The following is a 15,971-nucleotide window of genomic DNA, read 5'->3' as shown; positions in this document are numbered from 1 at the left end:
TCGGGAAACCGGAGCGCCCTTTTTCTTTGGAGATTTTCGTGCCCTCAGGCCCCAGCCTCATTCTTGGCTTCATTTCCCTAGGCGTTGTGGTCTGGCTTTCGCTTGAACTGAGGCGCGCTACGGCGACGGGCGAGATCCGGTTGTTCCGCCTTCCGGGTGGCGAATTCGCCGATCGGCGTAGTCGCCCGATCTTCTTCTGGGCGATGATCGGCTGGACGGTCTTCGTCGTTTTGATTTCGTCGCTGGTGGCCATCGGGCTGCTGTTCGGCGTCGAACTCCGGTGGTGGTTATGAGTGCTTCAATCTTCATCGACGGCGAGGCCGGCACCACGGGGCTGGAGATCCGCGAGCGGCTGGAAGCGCGCGGCGATCTGGAGCTGATCCTGCTGGGCGACCGCCGCCGCGACGTCGAGGCGCGGCGCGAGGCGCTGAACGCCGCTGACGCGGTGATCCTGTGCCTGCCGGATGACGCCGCGAAGGAAGCCGTGGCGATGATCGAGAACCCCGGGGTGCGGGTGATCGACGCCTCGACGGCGTACCGCGTCGATCCGGCCTGGACCTACGGCTTCGCCGAGATGGCGCCGGGACAGCGGGAGAAGATCGCGGCCTCGACGCGGGTGTCGAACCCGGGCTGCTATCCGACGGGCTTCATCGGCCTGGTGCGGCCCTTGGTGTCGGCGGGGATCGTGCCGGCGGGCTGGCCCGTGACGGTCAATGCGGTGTCGGGATACTCGGGCGGCGGCAAGGCGATGATCGCCGAGTTCGAGGCCGGCGCCGAGGCGTTCCGCGCCTATGGCCTGTCGCTGAAGCACAAGCATGTGCCGGAGATGACGCTGCACACCGGGCTGGAGCGGCCGGTGCTGTTCGCCCCGGCGGTAGGGGCGTACCGGCAGGGGATGCTGGTCGAGGTCCCCCTGCAGCTGGCGGCCCTGCCGAAGTCGCCGTCGGTCGAGGTGGTCCATGGCGCGCTGGCGGAGGCCTATGCGGGCTGCCGGTTCGTCGAGGTGGCCGAGCTGGAGACGACCGAAGCCATGACGGGGATCGACCCCGAGGGGCTGAACGGCACCAACCGGATTCGGCTGCATGTGTTCGGCGACCGGGGCGGGGAGCAGGTGCGTCTGGTCGCCCTGCTGGACAACCTCGGCAAGGGGGCGTCGGGCGCGGCGGTGCAGAACCTGAACCTGATGCTGGGACTGGACGAGGCGACCGGGCTGTCCTGATCGTCCGCGAACTTCGTCGCTGCCTTGTCGCAGCACGCTTGCGGGGGCGATGGCCCCGCCGCAGCGTGGCCCCGGGGGCGAGGGAGGTAATCCATGCATTACTTGGGGAAGCCGCATCTTGCGAAATTGCTGGTCCTTGCGATCGGCCTTGGCGGATGCTCGACCGTAGACTTCAGTCAGCCGGAGATTCCGCTGCCCCCGGCCTACAGCGAAGGCGCGAACATCCGCATGGCGGGGTTCTCGGGCTGGTCGGGATTGGGTTCGATCGCCGAAGGGCCTTCGCTGAGCATACTGCACGACCAGCTCGCCTATGGCGCGGTGCGTTGCTCGCGGTCCGGACCGCCGCTGGATCTGACGATCGACGCCGATTTCGCCACCGTGAAGGACGCGGCCGCCCATTCCGATCACCTGATCGGCGTGGCCACCTGGCGCGATCCCGCGACCCGTCAGGTGGTGGGCCGCCATCATCTCGATGTCGAGGTGCGTATGAACGTGCACGACCGCAGCTATGTGAGCGTCGACAGCGATGAGGACAACCTCGGCTCGTCGGTGCCGCAGGGGCAGCTGGCGGCCGGCGAGGCGTTCGTGGCCCAGGTGTGTGAAAAAGCCTTTGGCTGGAGGGGTCTGCCCGGTTGAAACCCGGGCGGGACTTCCGACGTATCTGGGGCATGACCCAGGTCCTGAATCGCCGCCATCTTTTGCTGACCGCCGGTGCGGTGGCCGTGTCCGCCTGTTCGCCGGGGGCGGCCGACGCCTCCGAGCGGCAGTATGCGAACTCTCCGTTCCGGCGGATTACCGATGCGCAGTGGCGCGAGCGGCTGCCGCGGGCGAGCTACGACGTGCTTCGCCATGCGGCGACCGAACGGCCGGGGACCAGTCCGCTGAACGGAGAACACCGACGCGGGACCTTCGTCTGTCGCGGCTGCGATCTGCCGCTGTTCCGGTCGCAGTGGAAGTTCGACAGTGGGACGGGCTGGCCGAGTTTCTACGATGTCATCGCCGCCAATATCGGGACCAGGACCGACTTCGAGATCGGCTTTCCGCGGGTGGAATATCATTGCGCCCGCTGCCTGGGACATCAGGGCCATATCTTCGACGACGGGCCCCGGCCGACCGGAAAACGCTATTGCAACAACGGCGTGGCGCTGAAATTTCAGCCGGCTTGACGACTGGCCTTGATCGCTGACTCGACCGTCGCGCCGAACCAGACCGAGGCGATGATGACCAGCAGGCCGTAGTCCGGGCCGGGCATGAAGACCGGTATGGCGGCGGCTGCGATGACCAGCATCGGGAAGATGGTGGCCCAGGCGGCCGTGCTCCGGCTGTCCGGGTGGATCAGCGGCGGGCGCGGGGCGATCTTCATAATCCGCAGCATCACCGGGTTCAGCAGCACGAAACCGCCGGCGCAAATGATGGCCAGCAAAGGATTGCGGATCAGACTGGCGGGCGGGCCGTAGACGGTGGCGGTGATGACGACCAGCAGCAGGGCGCAGCCGGTGGTGATCGCCAGCAGCAGGTTCGGTTCGAGACGCTTCAAGACTTCACTTTCACATACGACCCCGGCGCCGGTTCTATCGGAGCAAGCGGGCCTTTTTTGGGGTCGCGGGCGGGAACCCAGCCGCCCGATTTGTCATGCAGCCAGTCAGCCCAGTGGTTCCACCAGCTGCCGGGGTGTTCCACGGCCTTCGCCTGCCACTCGCCGAGAGTGGCGGGAAGGGAGGGGTTGATCCAGTGCTGGTATTTGTTGGCCGAGGGCGGATTGACCACCCCGGCGATATGGCCCGATCCGGCCAGCGTCAGCGTCACGTCGGCGTTCGAGAAGGCGCGGGCCGAGCGGTAGACCGAGTTCATCGGCGCGATGTGGTCCTCGCGGCTGGCCTGGAAATACAGCGGGATGGTCACCTTCGACAGGTCGACCTTGAGCCCGCCGATGGTGAACTCGCCCCTTGAGAGGCGGTTCTGGCCGTACATGGAACGGAGGTAATCCATGTGCAGCTTCCTGGGCATGCGGGTCTGGTCGGCGTTCCAGAACAGCAGGTCGAAGGCGGGCGGCGACTTGCCCATCAGATAGTTGGAAACGAAGAACGACCAGATCAGGTCGTTGGCGCGCAGGGCGTTGAACGTTTCCGCCATGGCCGCGCCGGGCAGGACCCCGCCGGCGGCGTCCATCTGCTGCTCGATCTCATTCAGCCAGTGCTCGTCGGTGAACAGCAGCAGGTCGCCCGCCTCGGCGAAGTCGTGCTGGGCCGCGAAGAAGGTGTTGGCGGTGACGCGGTCGTCCTTCTTCGCCGCCATATGGGCCAGGGCCGCGCCCATCAGGGTCCCGCCGATGCAGTAGCCGACGGTGTTGATGTGTTTTGCCTGCGACTGCTCCAGCGCCTTTTCGACGGCGCGGTAGATGCCTTTCTGGAGGTAGTCGTCGAAGCCGAAATCGGCCTTGTCGACGTCCGGATTGACCCAGGAGCAGACGAAGACGGTAAAGCCCTGGCTGGACAGCCAGCGGATCATCGAGTTCTCGGGCTGGAGGTCCAGAATGTAGAATTTGTTGATCCACGGCGGGAAGATCAGCAGCGGGGTGGCGCGCTGTTTGTCGGTGGCGGGATCGAACTGGATCAGTTCGAACAGCTCGTCGCGCCAGACGACCTGACCGGGGGCGGTGGCGACGTTCACCCCGACCTCGAACCGGCCGTAGTCGGCCTGGCTGATCTTCAGCTTGCCGGCGCCGCGCTCCATGTCGGCGGCGAAGTTCTGCATCCCCTTCACCAGCGATTCGCCGTTGGTCTCGGCGAGGGCCTTCAGGGCGGCCGGGTTGGAGGCGAGGAAGTTGGAGGGCGAGAAGGCGTCGGTCAGCAGTTTGGTGAAGAACTCGGCCCGGCGTTTGGTCAGGGGATCGACGTCCTCGACACTGGAGACCAGGCCGTTCATCCAGTCCGAGGTGACCAGATAGGACTGGCGCATCACGTCGAAGGCCGGGTTTTCAGACCAGGCGGGGTCCTTGAAGCGCTTGTCTTTCGACGGTCCGGCGGGCGTCTCTTCCCCGGCGGCGCGGCGTGTCGTGGAGGCCCACAGGTCCATGTAGCGGTTGAACAGGTCGGCCTGGGCGGCGAACAGCTTGTCGGGGCGCGAGGCCAGGCTGGTCATGACCGAGTTCATGGCCGGGCCGACGTTGAACGGGTCCGGCGACAGGGCGGCGGGGCGGTCGGCCTGCGACAGGGCCGCCTCGGCGATGGCCGACTGGGCCGTCATCGCGGCCTTCGCCAGATTCATGGACAGGGTTTCGAGCATTTGCCGCTGTTCCTCGCCGGGGAAGGCGAAGGCGTCGGCGGGCTGGTCCGCGGATGGGGATTCGGGCGCGGGTTCCGGCTGCGGGGGTCGCTGTTCGGGAGCCGCCGCGGCGGCCTTTGCGGCGCGGGGGCGGGGCGGCTTGGCCGATGTCGGGCGGCCGGACTTGCGCGGCGGACGCGGGGCGGCGTCTGCGGGCGGAGGGGTCGGACGCTTGGCCATGCGGGAAGGGCTCCGGGTGTCGTCTGGATCGGTCGCAAGGGCCGCGCGCCCTTCCGCCTGTGGCGATCATGGCATATGACCGCCCCTGATATGAACGCGCCAATCCCGAAAATCGCAGCGATGACGGCGGCGGTCCTGCTGACAGGCGGGCTGTCGGCCTGTGTCACCAGCGCGTTTGACCCTGAAACGGATGCGACCTCGCCGATCGCGCCGCGGGTTCAGGCCCTCGTCGATGCGAATCGCGAGTATCCGCAGTGGGCCGATTTTCCGAAAAGCCTCGAGCCGTTGCCGGCGCCGGTCGCGATCGCGACGCAGGTCAATACGCTGCGGGTGACCAATGCGGGTCTGGCCGGCGAGGTCTCGCGCATCGACTGGCAGGAGACGGGCGACCCCGCCGCCTACGCCGCCGAGGTGCAGGCGCGGGTCAATGCGGTTCCGGTTGCGCCGGTGACGGCCGAGACCGAGGCCGAGATGGAACGATTCCTGGCGCGCACCCGCGAACGCGGCCGCGCGCCGCCGCCCGTGGATCGTCGTCCGGTCCAATAGAACAGTCGCCCGGACGGCAGAATCCGGGGATCATCCTCTGAGGAGAACGCTTATGGCCGCTTCGGCTCCCTACGCATCCACGCTCGCCGCTGACGCGGCCCGGGTGACCGAACTGGCCGCCATCGCCAGCTACGCCCAGATCGGCCGCGGCGACGAGAAGCAGGCCGACCAGCTGGCCGTGGACGCCATGCGGACAGCGCTGAACAGCCTCGACATTGACGGCAAGATCGTCATCGGCGAGGGCGAGCGCGACGAGGCGCCGATGCTGTACATCGGCGAGAAGGTCGGCACCGGCAGCCAAGGCCATGGCCAACGCCCTGTGCGTGCTGTCGATGTCGCCGGGCGGCGGCATGCTGCACGCGCCCGACACCTATATGGACAAGATCGCCATCGGCCCGGGCTTCGCGCCCGGCACGGTCGATCTGGACATGAAGCCCCAGGACAATGTCCGCTCGTTGGCCTCGGCCAAGGGCGTGAAGCCGGAAGACATCACCGTCTGCGTCATGGACCGGCCGCGCCATGCCGATCTGATCGCGGCGCTGCGCGAGGTCGGGGCCCGGGTGCTGCTGATCACCGACGGCGACGTGGCGGGGGTGATCCACACGGCCGAGCCCGAGACAGGCATCGATCTGTATCTGGGCTCGGGCGGGGCGCCGGAAGGCGTGCTGGCGGCCTCGGCGCTGAAATGCGTGGGCGGCCATTTCCAGGGCCGGCTGATCTTCCGCAACGACGACGAGCGGGAACGGGCGCGCAAGACGGGCGTCACCGACTTCGACCGCAAATACGACCTGCACGAACTGGTGTCGAAGGACGCCATCTTCGCCGCCACCGGCGTGACCAAAGGCGCCATGCTGGACGGTGTCCGGGTCGCCGACGGTTTCGTCTCGACCCACACGCTGGTGATGGATTCCTCGACCCGCACGGTGCAGCGCATCCGCACGATCCGGCCCCTCTGATGGCCGACGGGGGCGGCGCGCCTGCGTTTCTGGGCGTCTCCCGCTCCCTGTCCGGCCGCGCCTGGCGCCAGAGGCCCGCCGAGGCGGGGCTGATCCGGTCGCACATGCAGACGCTCGGTCTGGAAGAGCCGCTGGCGCGGGCGCTGGCCGCGCGCGGCGTGCGTGCGGATCAGGGCGCGGACTTTCTGCAGCCGACGCTGAAGGCGCTGTTCCCCGATCCGTCCAGCTTCATGGACATGGACGCGGCGGCCGGGGCCATTCTCGACGCGCTGCAGGCGCAGGCGTCGATCCATGTCTTCGCCGACTATGATGTGGACGGCGCCTCGAGCGCGGCCCTGCTGGTGCGCTGGTTCCGGGCCATGGGCGCGGACCTGCCGATCTATGTGCCGGACCGGATGACAGAGGGGTATGGCCCCAGCGCGAAGGCGTTCGATACGCTCAAAGCGTCGGGCGCCGATCTGGTCATCACAGTCGACTGTGGCGCGGCGGCCAATGAGGCGGTGGCCCATGCGGCGGCGATCGGGCTGAAGGTCGTGGTCATCGACCACCATATGATGCGCGAGCATCCGCCGGTCTGCGCCGCTGTGGTCAACCCCAATCGACCGGGCTGCAACTCGGGGCAGGGGAACCTCGCCGCGGCCGGGGTGGTGTTTGTGCTGCTGGCCGCGTTGAACCGCGAGGCGCGGGGCCGCGGCCTGTTCGAGGGACGCGAGCAGCCGGACATCCGCCAGTGGCTGGATCTGGCGGCCATGGGCGCGATCTGCGACGTCACGGGCCTGACCGGCTTCAACCGGGCGCTGACCAGTCTGGGGCTGCGGCGGATGTCCGATTGGGCCAATCCGGGGCTGCGGGCGCTGCTGGCGGCGGCGGGAACTGAACCCGGCCCGGCCAAGTCGAACCATGCGGGCTTCATTCTGGGACCGCGCATCAATGCGGGCGGGCGGATCGGCAAGTCCGATCTCGGCGCGCGCCTGCTGTCGACCGACGATCCCGTTGAGGCGGCGGCGCTGGCGCAGGAGCTGGACGCCCTGAACATCGCCCGGCGCGAGGTCGAGAAACAGGTCACCGATCAGGCCACCCGCATGGTCGAGGCGACCGGCGCCCACGCCGACGGCTCGGCCGTGGTGGTGATCGAGGGCGACGACTGGCATCCGGGCGTGGTCGGGATCGTGGCCGGACGGCTGCGCGAGCGCTGGCGCAAGCCGGTGGTGGTGATCGGCGTTGATGCGGTGAACGGCGTGGGCAAGGGCTCGGGCCGGTCGCAGCCGGGCATGAATCTGGGCCAGGCGGTGCAGGCGGCGTGGGAGAGCGGCGTGCTGATGGCCGGGGGCGGCCACGCCATGGCGGCCGGACTGACGGTGCGGGCTGACGACATCGGGCGGCTGCGCGACTTTCTCAACGAGCGGATGGCGGGCGAGCAGGCGGCGGCGGATGCGCTGGATCTGGTCGAGATCGACGCCCTGATCGATCCGGGCGCGGCGACGCGGGGTCTCTTCGAACAGTTCGAGCAGTTGGCCCCGTTCGGTCCGGCCAATCCCGAGCCGCTGTTCGCGCTCGAACATGTCGCGGTGCGCGACGCCGTGGCCATGAACGGCGGCCATGTGCGCTGCCGGCTGGTCGGGGCGGACGGGGCCTCGGTCAAGGCGATCAGCTGGCGCTGCGCCGACCTGCCGGGCGGCCAGTCGCTGTTGTCGGGGCAGGGCGGGCTGAGCGTCGTCGGGCGGCTGAAGGCCGACGACTGGAACGGCCGCAAGGGCGTTCAATTCGAGATCGAGGACGTGGCCGATCCGCGTATGGCGTAAAGCCTGCGCAAATGGGCGGCGAGGGGGTTGCACGCCCCCCGCGCAGCGGTCCCTTCGTCTATCGGTTAGGACGTCAGGTTTTCAACCTGAAAAGAGGGGTTCGACTCCCCTAGGGACTGCCAGCGCGGAGCTTCCCCTTTTTTGTTATCTGCATCGCCACGCCGAGCCTTTCAGGGTCTGGTGCGTTGAAGATCGTGTCCGGCGTGCGGGCGACGGGGAAGCCGGTTGATTGAAATGTCCGAAGAGTCCGCCCCCGCTGCGTCGCGCGATCGACCCGTCGAGGAGGCCCGCGCGTCCATCCTCATGGTCGAGGACAATGCGGATGTGCGGCTCATGGGCGCGACCCTGCTCGAGGACGCGGGGTTCGAGGTCCATCAGGCGGCCGATGCGGACGAAGCCATGGCGATGGTCATGGAAGGTCTGGGGTTCGATCTGCTGTTCACGGACATCGTTATGCCCGGTGCAATGGACGGCCTGGCCCTGGCCGCCGAGGTGCGCCGACTTCAACCCGGGGTTCCTGTGCTGCTGACGACCGGCTGGGGCGACCGGGCCGATCATCGAGGCGGACTGGACCTGATCGGAAAACCCTACCGTGCGCCCGAACTGACCCAGCGGATTCACGCGCTTCTGGACGGCGCCGAACGATCCACGTGATCTCAAATCTGTCCCATTCTTGGGAAACCGGAGTTTTTTACTTTTCCGGCCTTCACAGAACCGTGTTAAATAAGCGCTGTCCGCACGGGTCGCGGGCAGGGGGAAGGCTGTGTCTGACTACGAGGGCGTTGGGACGGTCGAGGCGGTGCGCATCGCTGGCCGGGTGAAGTGGTTCGATCCCGGCAAGGGGTACGGCTTCATTGTGCCTGACGATCCCAGTCTCACCGACATGAAGGACGTACTGCTGCACGTCTCCAGCCTGCGCGACGCCGGGCGGGATACGGCGCCCGAGGGCGCGCCGATCACCTGCGACTGCGCGCGCCGGCCCAAGGGCTGGCAGGTCACCGAAGTCCACGAACTGGGCGAAGGCGATCCGGACCTGGCTCCGGCGCCGAAACGCACCGGTTATGACGGGCTGAGACAGCATGAGGCGGCCCGGATCGCCGGGGGCGAGACCGGATCGGGCGCTCCCATGGAGGCCGCCGTCGTCAAATGGTTCAATCGCACCAAGGGCTACGGTTTCGTGGTGCGCGACGGCGCGCCGGGCGATATCTTCGTCCATGTCGAGACGTTGCGGCGCTGCGGGCTGGATGATCTCCTGCCGGGCGAGACCGTCGCGGTGCGATTCGCCGAAGGCCCCAAGGGTCTGGTGGTCGCGGAAATCAGGCCGGGCGGATAATCTCCGCCCCGATGAGGGTGGATGCGTGATGCTACGTCGTGGAATACTGGCCGTCCTGTTCGCTGGCGCCGTGCTGGCCGCATGCGCGGGGGCGGGAACGCCGAAGGACGCGAATGGAAATCCGCTGGAACCCCTGACCATCACCACGTCGACCGGCGAGCACAAGTTCATGGTCGAGATCGCCGACGACGAGGCCGAGCGCCAGCGCGGGCTGATGTTCCGTGACCCGCTGGCCGACGACCGCGGCATGCTGTTCCAGTTCCCGGACGTGGCCGAGCGCGGCTTCTGGATGCGCAATACGCCCAGCCCGCTGGACATCATCTACATCGATCCGCGCGGCCGGATCGTCTCGATCGCGAAAAACGCCACGCCCCAGTCCGAGGCGATCATTCCGTCGAACGGACCCGCCAGCGGCGTGCTGGAACTGCGCGCCGGGCGCGCCGACGAGATCGGGGCCAAGGCGGGCGACAGGGTCCGCCATCCCTTCTTCGCGGGAGTGTGTCAAATCCCGCCGCCGGAGTGTAGCGCAGCCTGGTAGCGCATCTGGTTTGGGACCAGAGGGTCGGAGGTTCGAATCCTCTCACTCCGACCATCACCTTTTTTCAGAGCTGCGGCGGGTTCTTCAGGCGAAGGAAGCGCAGCGCGACCACACGCGGATTGGTGACGGCCAATTCCGTGATCTCGCCATCGCCGCCCCGCCGGAACTCGACAGCGCCGATCGTGGACTGGGTGAAGAAGGCGTCGGGCTGCCGGAACATCTGGGGCGGCTGCATCACCTGCGTCTCGAAAGCCGATCCCGTCAGCCACAGTTGGTCTCCGCGCTGCTCGACGGTCAGCACTGATGCCAGCTCCGGGCTGTAGTAGCGACCCACGTAGGCCGACATCATCTGCGGGTTGAGATCCTCGACCGCGACCTTCTCGATGCGAACCGCGACGCGGTCCTGATCCGGGTCATGAACATGAAGCACCTGCGCCGGGCGGCCGTCTGCCGGACCCGGGAAGCTGAAGCTGACCGGGAAGGTCGTCAGGCGGAAGCGGTTGTCGCTGACCGCGGTCAGGACGTCCTCGCCCTGCAAGACAAGGGCGCCGTCGCGGACGGAAACGTCAAATATCGCGCCCCCGATCTCCCGGTAGACGCCGGCGTAGCGCTGCAACTGTCCTTCGGCCACGACGTGCGGCGTCGGGGCGGTCTCGGCGGGCAGGGTGTCGCCGACGTAAAGGTCCGCCAGTTGCCGGGCCAGCTGGCGTGTGTCGTTGGTCTCCGTGTTGCACATCACCGAGACGCCGAAATCCTGATCCGGCAGGACCAGCATATAGGCGGCGGCCCCCGGCGCGATCCCGCCGTGCTCCAGGGTCCGGGCGCCACGATGGCGTCCGACCTCAAGTCCCCGACCGTAGACGGCCGGTACGCTCAGGGGGTCGCGGACGCCGTCCGCCATTCGGGCGATCAGACCCGGCGTCCCCACCTTGGGCGCTTCGAGATTGAGCATCCATCGGGCCATGTCTTCGGCCGTCGTGCGGATGTTGCCGGCGCCGTAGCCGGACCAAGAGAAGACCCGACGTTCCAGCCCGCCGGGTCCGGGCCCGTAGAGCTGGGCGACGTCCGGCCGTACCTGACGCCAGTTGTCCTGGACCCAGGTGTGGTTCATCCCGAGGGGGGCGAAGACCTGCCGGGTGAGGAAGTCGTTGAAGGACTGGCCTGACGCCCGCTCCACGACGAGGGCGAGCAGGGTGTAGTCGGAGTTGGCGTAGGCGTATCGCGCGCCGGGAACGAAATTCAGCTCCCGCTGGGCGTAGAGCGTGCGCAGGATGTCGCTCTGCGAGACGCCGTCCTCGGGCATGCGTCCCTGCAGCATCATCATCCATTCGTCGCGGAGGCCGCTGGTGTGATGGAGCAGGTGGTCGAGGGTGATGACGTGCGGATAGTCGTGCAGTTCGGGCACGAAGCGACGGACGTCGTCCTGCAGCGACAGGCGGCCGTCGGCCTCAAGCAGCAGGATGGCGAAGGCCGTGAACTGTTTCGACAGCGAGGCGATGTGGAATGCGGTCGCGGTTGTGTTCGGCGTCCCGGTCTCGACGGCGGCCTGACCGAAGGCCCGCTGGAAGACGACGTTTCCGGACTGTGTCGCAGAGACGGCGCATCCCGGGGCGTCGGATTTGTCGAACGGCGCGAACAGGGCGGCCGCGCGATCGGTCTGGTCGTCAGCGCGGGCAGGGGCGGCGCCGATCACCATCGCCAGGGCGAAGCCACCGGCCAGAAGTTGCGATTTCATAGGCGCTCCGCCCCCTTTTTCATAACGATCTGCTACAAATGTAGCACATCGGAAAATCGGGGCGAGGCGCCTGCGACGAGACGCGGTCGGGCGTCTACGAACACCGACCGCGGCCGGTTCTCGCTTGAGCTCCGGCCAATGCATTGTATTACGGCGTCACGCCGCTGAAGAGACATCCCATGGCACTCGCCCGCATCTACCGCCCCGCCAAGACCGCCATGCAGTCCGGCAAGGCCAAATCGAGAGAGTGGCGTCTGGAGTTCGAGCCGGCGTCGGCGCGGACGATCGATCCGCTGATGGGCTGGACCAGCTCGTCGGACATGAACGGTCAGGTGCGTCTGACCTTCGACACGGCGGAGGAGGCGGTGGCCTACGCCGAGCGGCACGGCATTCCGTTCCGTCTGCAGGAGCCGCAGGATCCGCCGGTGATCCTGAAGGCCTACGCCGACAATTTCGCCACCTTCCGCAAGCAGCCCTGGACGCACTGATTTCAAGTGCCGGCTAGCGCGCTTCCCGCTACTTGAGCCGCGATGTTGTTCGGTCACCGCGCTTCGCGCTACTTGAGCCCCGGGCGCCCATAGCTCAACCGGATAGAGCACCCGCCTTCTAAGCGGGATGTTGCAGGTTCGAGTCCTGCTGGGCGCGCCAACCCTGAACCACGCCGCCGCCCGTGCATTCAGCGGCGATGCGGATCGCCACTTTCAACATCAACGGCGTCAATACGCGGCTGCCCAACCTGCTGGCGTGGCTGGAAGAGGCGCGGCCGGATGTGGCCTGCCTGCAGGAGCTGAAGGCGACCGACGCGCAGTTCCCGGCGGCGGCCATCCGCGACGCCGGCTATTACGCCGTCTGGAAGGGCGAGCATCGCTGGAACGGGGTGGCGATCCTGTCGCGGTCCGAGCCGGTGGTGACGCGGCGCTGGCTGCCCGGCGACGAGGCGGATGTACAGAGCCGCTATATCGAGGCGGCGGTGGACGGGGTGCTGATCGCCTCCCTGTATCTGCCCAACGGCAATCCGCAGCCGGGGCCGAAGTTCGACTACAAGCTGGCGTGGTTCGAGCGGCTGATCGCTCACGCGGCGGACCTGCTGGAGAGCGGGGCGCCGGTGGTGCTGGCGGGCGATTACAATGTCGTGCCGACCGAGGCGGACATCTACAACAGCCGGTCGTGGAAGAAGGACGCCCTGCTGCAGCCCGAAAGCCGGGCGGCGTATGCGCGGCTGCTGGAGCAGGGCTGGACGGATGCGATCCGGGAGCGGTTTCCGCATGACCCGCCGCCGTGGACCTTCTGGCAGTATTTCCGGCAGGCGTGGGAGCGGGAGGCCGGACTGCGGATCGATCATCTGCTGCTGAGCCCGGCGGTCGCCGGACGGCTGAGCGACGCGGGCGTGGATCGCGAAGTGCGCGGGCGAGAGCGGGCCAGCGATCATGCGCCGACGTGGATCGTACTGGACTGAACCGCGGCGCAGCGTGGCCGTTCAGGACGCATGGCGCGCGCTCTGAAGGTCTTCTCCTATTCCGACGGCTTCCATTCCTGGACCGTGGCGGCAACGTCGCGGGCCAGGGCGCTGGAAGCTTGGGGCGTGAAACGGGACCTGTTCAAGGACGGCTCTGCTGTGGAGGCGGTGGAGGGGCCGGACAGGGAAGCTGCGCTGCAGGCGCCGGGTGAACTGATCGAGCGCGGGCTGTCGGTGGATATCGGCAAGGTGGAGAAGACCAGGGCGCCAAAGGCGGTGAAGACGCGCGGCCCCAGTGTGAAGGATGTGGCCCGGGTCGAGCTGCTGGAGGAGGAGCTGGCCGAACTGGAGGCAGGACAGGTGCGCGAGGCCGAAGCGCTGGAGGAGCGGCGGGCAGCGCTGGAGCGGGAGGCGGCGGCGCTGGCCGACAGTCAGTTGAAAGCGCGGGACGCATTGAAGGCGAAGCTGAAGGCGGCGCGGGTGAAGCTCAACTGACGGCGGCGCGCCACGCTGCGAGACCGGCCTCAAGGTCTGCAATCAGATCGGCCGGCGCTTCGAGGCCGACGTGAAGGCGCAACAACTGGCCGGGCAGGGCGGGCGGATTGCGGCGGCCGGGGAGTTGACCTGTCTCATGGGTGATCAGGCTTTCGAAGCCGCCCCATGAATAACCAAGTCCGAACAGTTCCAGCGCCGACATCAGGGCGTGGGCTGCGGTCTCGTCGCCGCCCTGCATGACGACTGCGAACAGGGAGGCGGCGCCGGTGTAGTCGCGCCGCCAGAGATCGTGTCCGACCGAGCCGGGCAAGGCGGGATAGAGGACTTCAGCGACCTCGGGGCGGGCCTGGAGCCAGGTCGCGACGGTCATGGCCGACCGGGCCTGCTCCTCGTAGCGGAGGGGAAGGGTGCGGATGCCGCGAAGGGCCAGCCAGGCGTCGTCAGGGGAGACCCGCCAGCCGAGGTCTTCGATCGTCTCGTAAATGGCGCGCCCCACGGCCGGGTCGGCGACAGCGATGGAGCCCATCAGCAGGTCGGAATGGCCGCCGACATATTTGGTCACCGCCTGGACGCTGACGTCGACTCCGTGCGCCAGAGGCGGGAAGGCCAGACCGGCGGCCCAGGTGTTGTCCATGACCGTGCGGACGCCGCGCGCGCGACAGGCGGCGGCGAGGGCGGGGACGTCCAGCATCTCGAACGTCAATGAGCCGGGCGATTCGATCAGCAGGACCCGCGTGCGGTCTGTCAGGCCGGCGAGGATGTCGGCGGTCGAGGCGTCGGGCGCGTGGAAGACTGTCGTGACGCCCCGCGCCTTCATATGTCGCATCAGGAAGCGGCGGGTGGGGCCGTAGAGGGCGTCGGTGGTCACAATCTCGTCGCCGGGCCTGAGCAGGGCGGTCAGGGGCACGGTGACGGCGGCGAGGCCGGAAGGGACAAGGTAGGCGTCGGTTCCGCCTTCGAGATCCGCCAAGGCCGTGCGGAGTTCGCGGGCGGCGCCCAGATCCTCAATGCCGTAGACGGGGCCTGGCGTCGCGTCGCGCATGTCCGCGGGCGCGTCGTTGAGGAGCGTCGAGGCCCGTTCGACCGGCGGGGCGACCGGACGGCGGCCTCGGCCGCGCCGGGTGGCGGAGGCGATCAGTCGGGTGCGGTCGCTGCGGTCGGACATTCGGGGCGCGGAACTGGAGTGGGGGAAGGCTTGCGGTTCGACGTCCAAAGGCCTCTAAAGCGAGGCGGGGCGCAAGGTCTGAGAGACTTCGGCGAGGCGGTATGAGTGCAGGTTTCACGGCGCGCCGGATAGCGACCGCAGCGATCGCAGTCGCAATGCTGACGCTTGCCGCCTGCGGGCGGGGCGAGCGGCAGGCCGGGGCGGCCGACAGCGTGGACGCCGGAACCCGGACGAACACCGTGGCCCCCGATTTCGCCAGCCCGACTCTCGCTGCGATCCAGCGGCGGGGCCGGTTGAATTGCGGCGTGCACGAGGGCCTGGTCGGCTTCGCCTACACAGACAACCGCGGCCAGTGGCGCGGCTTCGACGCCGACTTCTGCCGTTCGCTGGCGGCGGCGGTGCTGGGCGACGCCAATGCGGTGCGGTTCGTTCCCCTGACCAGCAGTCAGCGGTTCGAGGCGCTGCGCAGCGGACGCATCGACGTGCTGTGGCGTTCGACGTCCTGGACGCTGACGCGGGAAGCCCGCGAAGGCGTGCGTTTCGCCGGGATCAACTATTACGACGGTCAGGGCTTCCTGGTGCGGCGATCTCTGGATCTGGCCAGCGCGGCGGAGCTGAACGGCGCGCGGATCTGCGTGCAGCGGGCCTCGACCTCGGAGCTGAACGTCGCCGACTGGTTCCGGGCGAGGGGACTGGAATACACCCCCGTCATCACCGCCAACGAGGAAGCAGCGCGCGCGGCCTACGGGCGTGAGGACTGTGACGCCTTCAGCGCGGACATCTCGGCGCTGGCGGCCGCCCGCACCACCCTGTCGAACCCGGAGCAACACACGCTGCTGCCGGACGTGATCTCCAAGGAGCCGCTGGGGCCGGTGGTCAAGCGCGGGGACGAGGTCTGGACATCGATCGTGCGCTGGACCCTGAACGCCGTGATCCTGGCGGAGGAACTGGGCGTGACGCAGGACAACGCGGGCGACATGGCCGAGGATTCGCGCGATCCCCGGGTACGGCGGCTGCTGGGAACCGAGGGCGACTTCGGAGCCATGTTGGGATTGCGCAGGGATTGGGCGAAGTCGGCGATCGAAGCCGAGGGAAACTATGGCGAAATCTTCGCGCGGAATGTCGGGGCGGATTCATCGCTCGACCTGACGCGTGGGCTTAACGCACAATGGAATGCAACGCCGGGCGGTCTGATCTACGCCCTGCCCATCAGATAACGACA

The 15,971-nt window shown here is 67.9% G+C and carries 17 protein-coding genes, 3 tRNA genes and 1 pseudogene; 17 read left to right on the top strand and 4 right to left on the bottom strand.

Annotated elements, in window-relative coordinates; all coding sequences use genetic code 11:
- Nucleotides 1-38: 38 nt before the first annotated feature.
- The 4 genes from ASD25_RS22635 (at nucleotide 39) to msrB (ending at nucleotide 2,385) form a co-directional block, all read left to right on the top strand.
- A complete protein-coding gene (locus tag ASD25_RS22635) occupies nucleotides 39-293 on the top strand; it encodes a hypothetical protein (RefSeq protein WP_156389423.1) in 255 nt (84 codons plus the stop codon).
- Nucleotides 284-1,219 (top strand): N-acetyl-gamma-glutamyl-phosphate reductase, encoded by a 936-nt coding sequence (gene argC / locus ASD25_RS22630; protein ID WP_369816666.1) that lies wholly within the window; start codon nucleotides 284-286, stop codon nucleotides 1,217-1,219. Before ASD25_RS22635 ends, argC begins: the two co-directional genes overlap by 10 nt.
- A 126-nt stretch (nucleotides 1,220-1,345) precedes the next feature.
- Nucleotides 1,346-1,855, top strand: coding sequence for a hypothetical protein (locus tag ASD25_RS22625; protein ID WP_056620675.1), 510 nt, complete (start codon nucleotides 1,346-1,348; stop codon nucleotides 1,853-1,855).
- Nucleotides 1,856-1,887: 32 nt separating this feature from the next.
- The gene (gene msrB / locus ASD25_RS22620; RefSeq protein WP_056620673.1) at nucleotides 1,888-2,385 is read left to right on the top strand and encodes a peptide-methionine (R)-S-oxide reductase MsrB; all 498 of its coding nucleotides are present in this window, start codon (nucleotides 1,888-1,890) and stop codon (nucleotides 2,383-2,385) included.
- Here the strand turns inward: msrB and ASD25_RS22615 are convergent.
- Both ASD25_RS22615 and phaC read right to left on the bottom strand, forming a co-directional pair.
- The gene (locus tag ASD25_RS22615; RefSeq protein ID WP_056620671.1) at nucleotides 2,373-2,756 is read right to left on the bottom strand and encodes a hypothetical protein; all 384 of its coding nucleotides are present in this window, start codon (nucleotides 2,754-2,756) and stop codon (nucleotides 2,373-2,375) included. The genes msrB and ASD25_RS22615 overlap by 13 nt on opposite strands.
- Nucleotides 2,753-4,723 carry a class I poly(R)-hydroxyalkanoic acid synthase gene (phaC, locus tag ASD25_RS22610; protein WP_056620669.1) on the bottom strand — a complete coding sequence of 657 codons (1,971 nt, stop codon included), beginning with the start codon at nucleotides 4,721-4,723 and terminating at the stop codon, nucleotides 2,753-2,755. The genes ASD25_RS22615 and phaC overlap by 4 nt, the downstream gene beginning before the upstream one ends.
- Before the next feature lie 75 nt (nucleotides 4,724-4,798).
- Between phaC and ASD25_RS22605 the strand changes: the two genes are divergently transcribed.
- The 8 genes and pseudogenes from ASD25_RS22605 to ASD25_RS22570 all read left to right on the top strand — a co-directional run bounded on the left by ASD25_RS22605 (nucleotide 4,799) and on the right by ASD25_RS22570 (nucleotide 9,952).
- Nucleotides 4,799-5,269 carry a hypothetical protein gene (locus ASD25_RS22605; RefSeq protein WP_235562846.1) on the top strand — a complete coding sequence of 157 codons (471 nt, stop codon included), beginning with the start codon at nucleotides 4,799-4,801 and terminating at the stop codon, nucleotides 5,267-5,269.
- A 52-nt stretch (nucleotides 5,270-5,321) separates the two neighbouring features.
- A pseudogene (gene glpX, locus ASD25_RS22600) lies at nucleotides 5,322-6,225 on the top strand (class II fructose-bisphosphatase).
- Complete coding sequence (recJ, locus tag ASD25_RS22595; protein ID WP_056620664.1) at nucleotides 6,225-8,027, top strand: single-stranded-DNA-specific exonuclease RecJ; 1,803 nt, start codon at nucleotides 6,225-6,227, stop codon at nucleotides 8,025-8,027. Before glpX ends, recJ begins: the two are co-directional and overlap by 1 nt.
- A 47-nt stretch (nucleotides 8,028-8,074) precedes the next feature.
- Nucleotides 8,075-8,149 (top strand) — tRNA-Glu (locus tag ASD25_RS22590).
- Nucleotides 8,150-8,261: 112 nt separating this feature from the next.
- Complete coding sequence (locus ASD25_RS22585; protein ID WP_056620662.1) at nucleotides 8,262-8,681, top strand: response regulator; 420 nt, start codon at nucleotides 8,262-8,264, stop codon at nucleotides 8,679-8,681.
- 109 nt (nucleotides 8,682-8,790) lie between these two features.
- A complete protein-coding gene (locus tag ASD25_RS22580; protein WP_056620660.1) occupies nucleotides 8,791-9,360 on the top strand; it encodes a cold-shock protein in 570 nt (189 codons plus the stop codon).
- A 28-nt stretch (nucleotides 9,361-9,388) separates the two neighbouring features.
- Nucleotides 9,389-9,898 (top strand): DUF192 domain-containing protein, encoded by a 510-nt coding sequence (locus ASD25_RS22575; protein ID WP_056621384.1) that lies wholly within the window; start codon nucleotides 9,389-9,391, stop codon nucleotides 9,896-9,898.
- A tRNA-Pro gene (locus tag ASD25_RS22570) sits at nucleotides 9,876-9,952 on the top strand. Before ASD25_RS22575 ends, ASD25_RS22570 begins: the two co-directional genes overlap by 23 nt.
- Nucleotides 9,953-9,962: 10 nt before the next feature.
- Here ASD25_RS22570 and ASD25_RS22565 read toward each other — a convergent pair.
- Nucleotides 9,963-11,633: a serine hydrolase gene (locus ASD25_RS22565; RefSeq protein ID WP_056620658.1), complete on the bottom strand. Its 1,671-nt coding sequence runs from the start codon at nucleotides 11,631-11,633 to the stop codon at nucleotides 9,963-9,965.
- A 179-nt stretch (nucleotides 11,634-11,812) separates the two neighbouring features.
- Here ASD25_RS22565 and ASD25_RS22560 point away from each other — a divergent pair, with 179 nt between their 5' ends.
- The 4 genes from ASD25_RS22560 to ASD25_RS22545 all read left to right on the top strand — a co-directional run bounded on the left by ASD25_RS22560 (nucleotide 11,813) and on the right by ASD25_RS22545 (nucleotide 13,584).
- Nucleotides 11,813-12,121, top strand: a complete 309-nt coding sequence (locus tag ASD25_RS22560; protein ID WP_056621382.1) for an ETC complex I subunit — start codon at nucleotides 11,813-11,815, stop codon at nucleotides 12,119-12,121.
- Between the two features lie 83 nt (nucleotides 12,122-12,204).
- Nucleotides 12,205-12,281: transfer RNA gene (locus tag ASD25_RS22555), tRNA-Arg, on the top strand.
- A 37-nt stretch (nucleotides 12,282-12,318) separates the two neighbouring features.
- Entirely contained in the window at nucleotides 12,319-13,089 is a 771-nt protein-coding gene (locus tag ASD25_RS22550; protein WP_056620657.1) for an exodeoxyribonuclease III, read from the top strand.
- A 30-nt stretch (nucleotides 13,090-13,119) separates the two neighbouring features.
- Nucleotides 13,120-13,584 carry a hypothetical protein gene (locus ASD25_RS22545; protein ID WP_056620655.1) on the top strand — a complete coding sequence of 155 codons (465 nt, stop codon included), beginning with the start codon at nucleotides 13,120-13,122 and terminating at the stop codon, nucleotides 13,582-13,584.
- On the opposite strand, the gene metC is transcribed toward ASD25_RS22545, so the two are convergent.
- Nucleotides 13,577-14,749 carry a cystathionine beta-lyase gene (metC, locus tag ASD25_RS22540; RefSeq protein ID WP_056620653.1) on the bottom strand — a complete coding sequence of 391 codons (1,173 nt, stop codon included), beginning with the start codon at nucleotides 14,747-14,749 and terminating at the stop codon, nucleotides 13,577-13,579. The two genes, ASD25_RS22545 and metC, sit on opposite strands and share 8 nt — an antisense overlap.
- A 155-nt stretch (nucleotides 14,750-14,904) precedes the next feature.
- Between metC and ASD25_RS22535 the strand changes: the two genes are divergently transcribed.
- Nucleotides 14,905-15,966 carry an amino acid ABC transporter substrate-binding protein gene (locus ASD25_RS22535; RefSeq protein ID WP_235562845.1) on the top strand — a complete coding sequence of 354 codons (1,062 nt, stop codon included), beginning with the start codon at nucleotides 14,905-14,907 and terminating at the stop codon, nucleotides 15,964-15,966.
- Nucleotides 15,967-15,971 lie beyond the last annotated feature (5 nt).

The sequence above is a fragment of the Brevundimonas sp. Root1423 genome (genome assembly GCF_001426805.1).
Note: the sequence above shows the minus strand (reverse complement) of the source record. Positions and strands in the feature narration are given on the sequence as shown.

Excerpts from the sequence above, each read along its gene's own strand:
- msrB (WP_056620673.1), top strand. The coding sequence starts at position 1,888 with ATGACCCAGGTCCTGAATCGCCGCCATCTTTTGCTGACCGCCGGTGCG.
- phaC (WP_056620669.1), bottom strand. The coding sequence starts at position 4,723 with ATGGCCAAGCGTCCGACCCCTCCGCCCGCAGACGCCGCCCCGCGTCCG.
- ASD25_RS22605 (WP_235562846.1), top strand. The coding sequence starts at position 4,799 with ATGACCGCCCCTGATATGAACGCGCCAATCCCGAAAATCGCAGCGATG.
- recJ (WP_056620664.1), top strand. The coding sequence starts at position 6,225 with ATGGCCGACGGGGGCGGCGCGCCTGCGTTTCTGGGCGTCTCCCGCTCC.
- ASD25_RS22585 (WP_056620662.1), top strand. The coding sequence starts at position 8,262 with ATGTCCGAAGAGTCCGCCCCCGCTGCGTCGCGCGATCGACCCGTCGAG.
- ASD25_RS22575 (WP_056621384.1), top strand. The coding sequence starts at position 9,389 with ATGCTACGTCGTGGAATACTGGCCGTCCTGTTCGCTGGCGCCGTGCTG.
- ASD25_RS22565 (WP_056620658.1), bottom strand. The coding sequence starts at position 11,633 with ATGAAATCGCAACTTCTGGCCGGTGGCTTCGCCCTGGCGATGGTGATC.
- ASD25_RS22560 (WP_056621382.1), top strand. The coding sequence starts at position 11,813 with ATGGCACTCGCCCGCATCTACCGCCCCGCCAAGACCGCCATGCAGTCC.
- ASD25_RS22550 (WP_056620657.1), top strand. The coding sequence starts at position 12,319 with ATGCGGATCGCCACTTTCAACATCAACGGCGTCAATACGCGGCTGCCC.
- ASD25_RS22545 (WP_056620655.1), top strand. The coding sequence starts at position 13,120 with ATGGCGCGCGCTCTGAAGGTCTTCTCCTATTCCGACGGCTTCCATTCC.
- metC (WP_056620653.1), bottom strand. The coding sequence starts at position 14,749 with ATGTCCGACCGCAGCGACCGCACCCGACTGATCGCCTCCGCCACCCGG.
- ASD25_RS22535 (WP_235562845.1), top strand. The coding sequence starts at position 14,905 with ATGCTGACGCTTGCCGCCTGCGGGCGGGGCGAGCGGCAGGCCGGGGCG.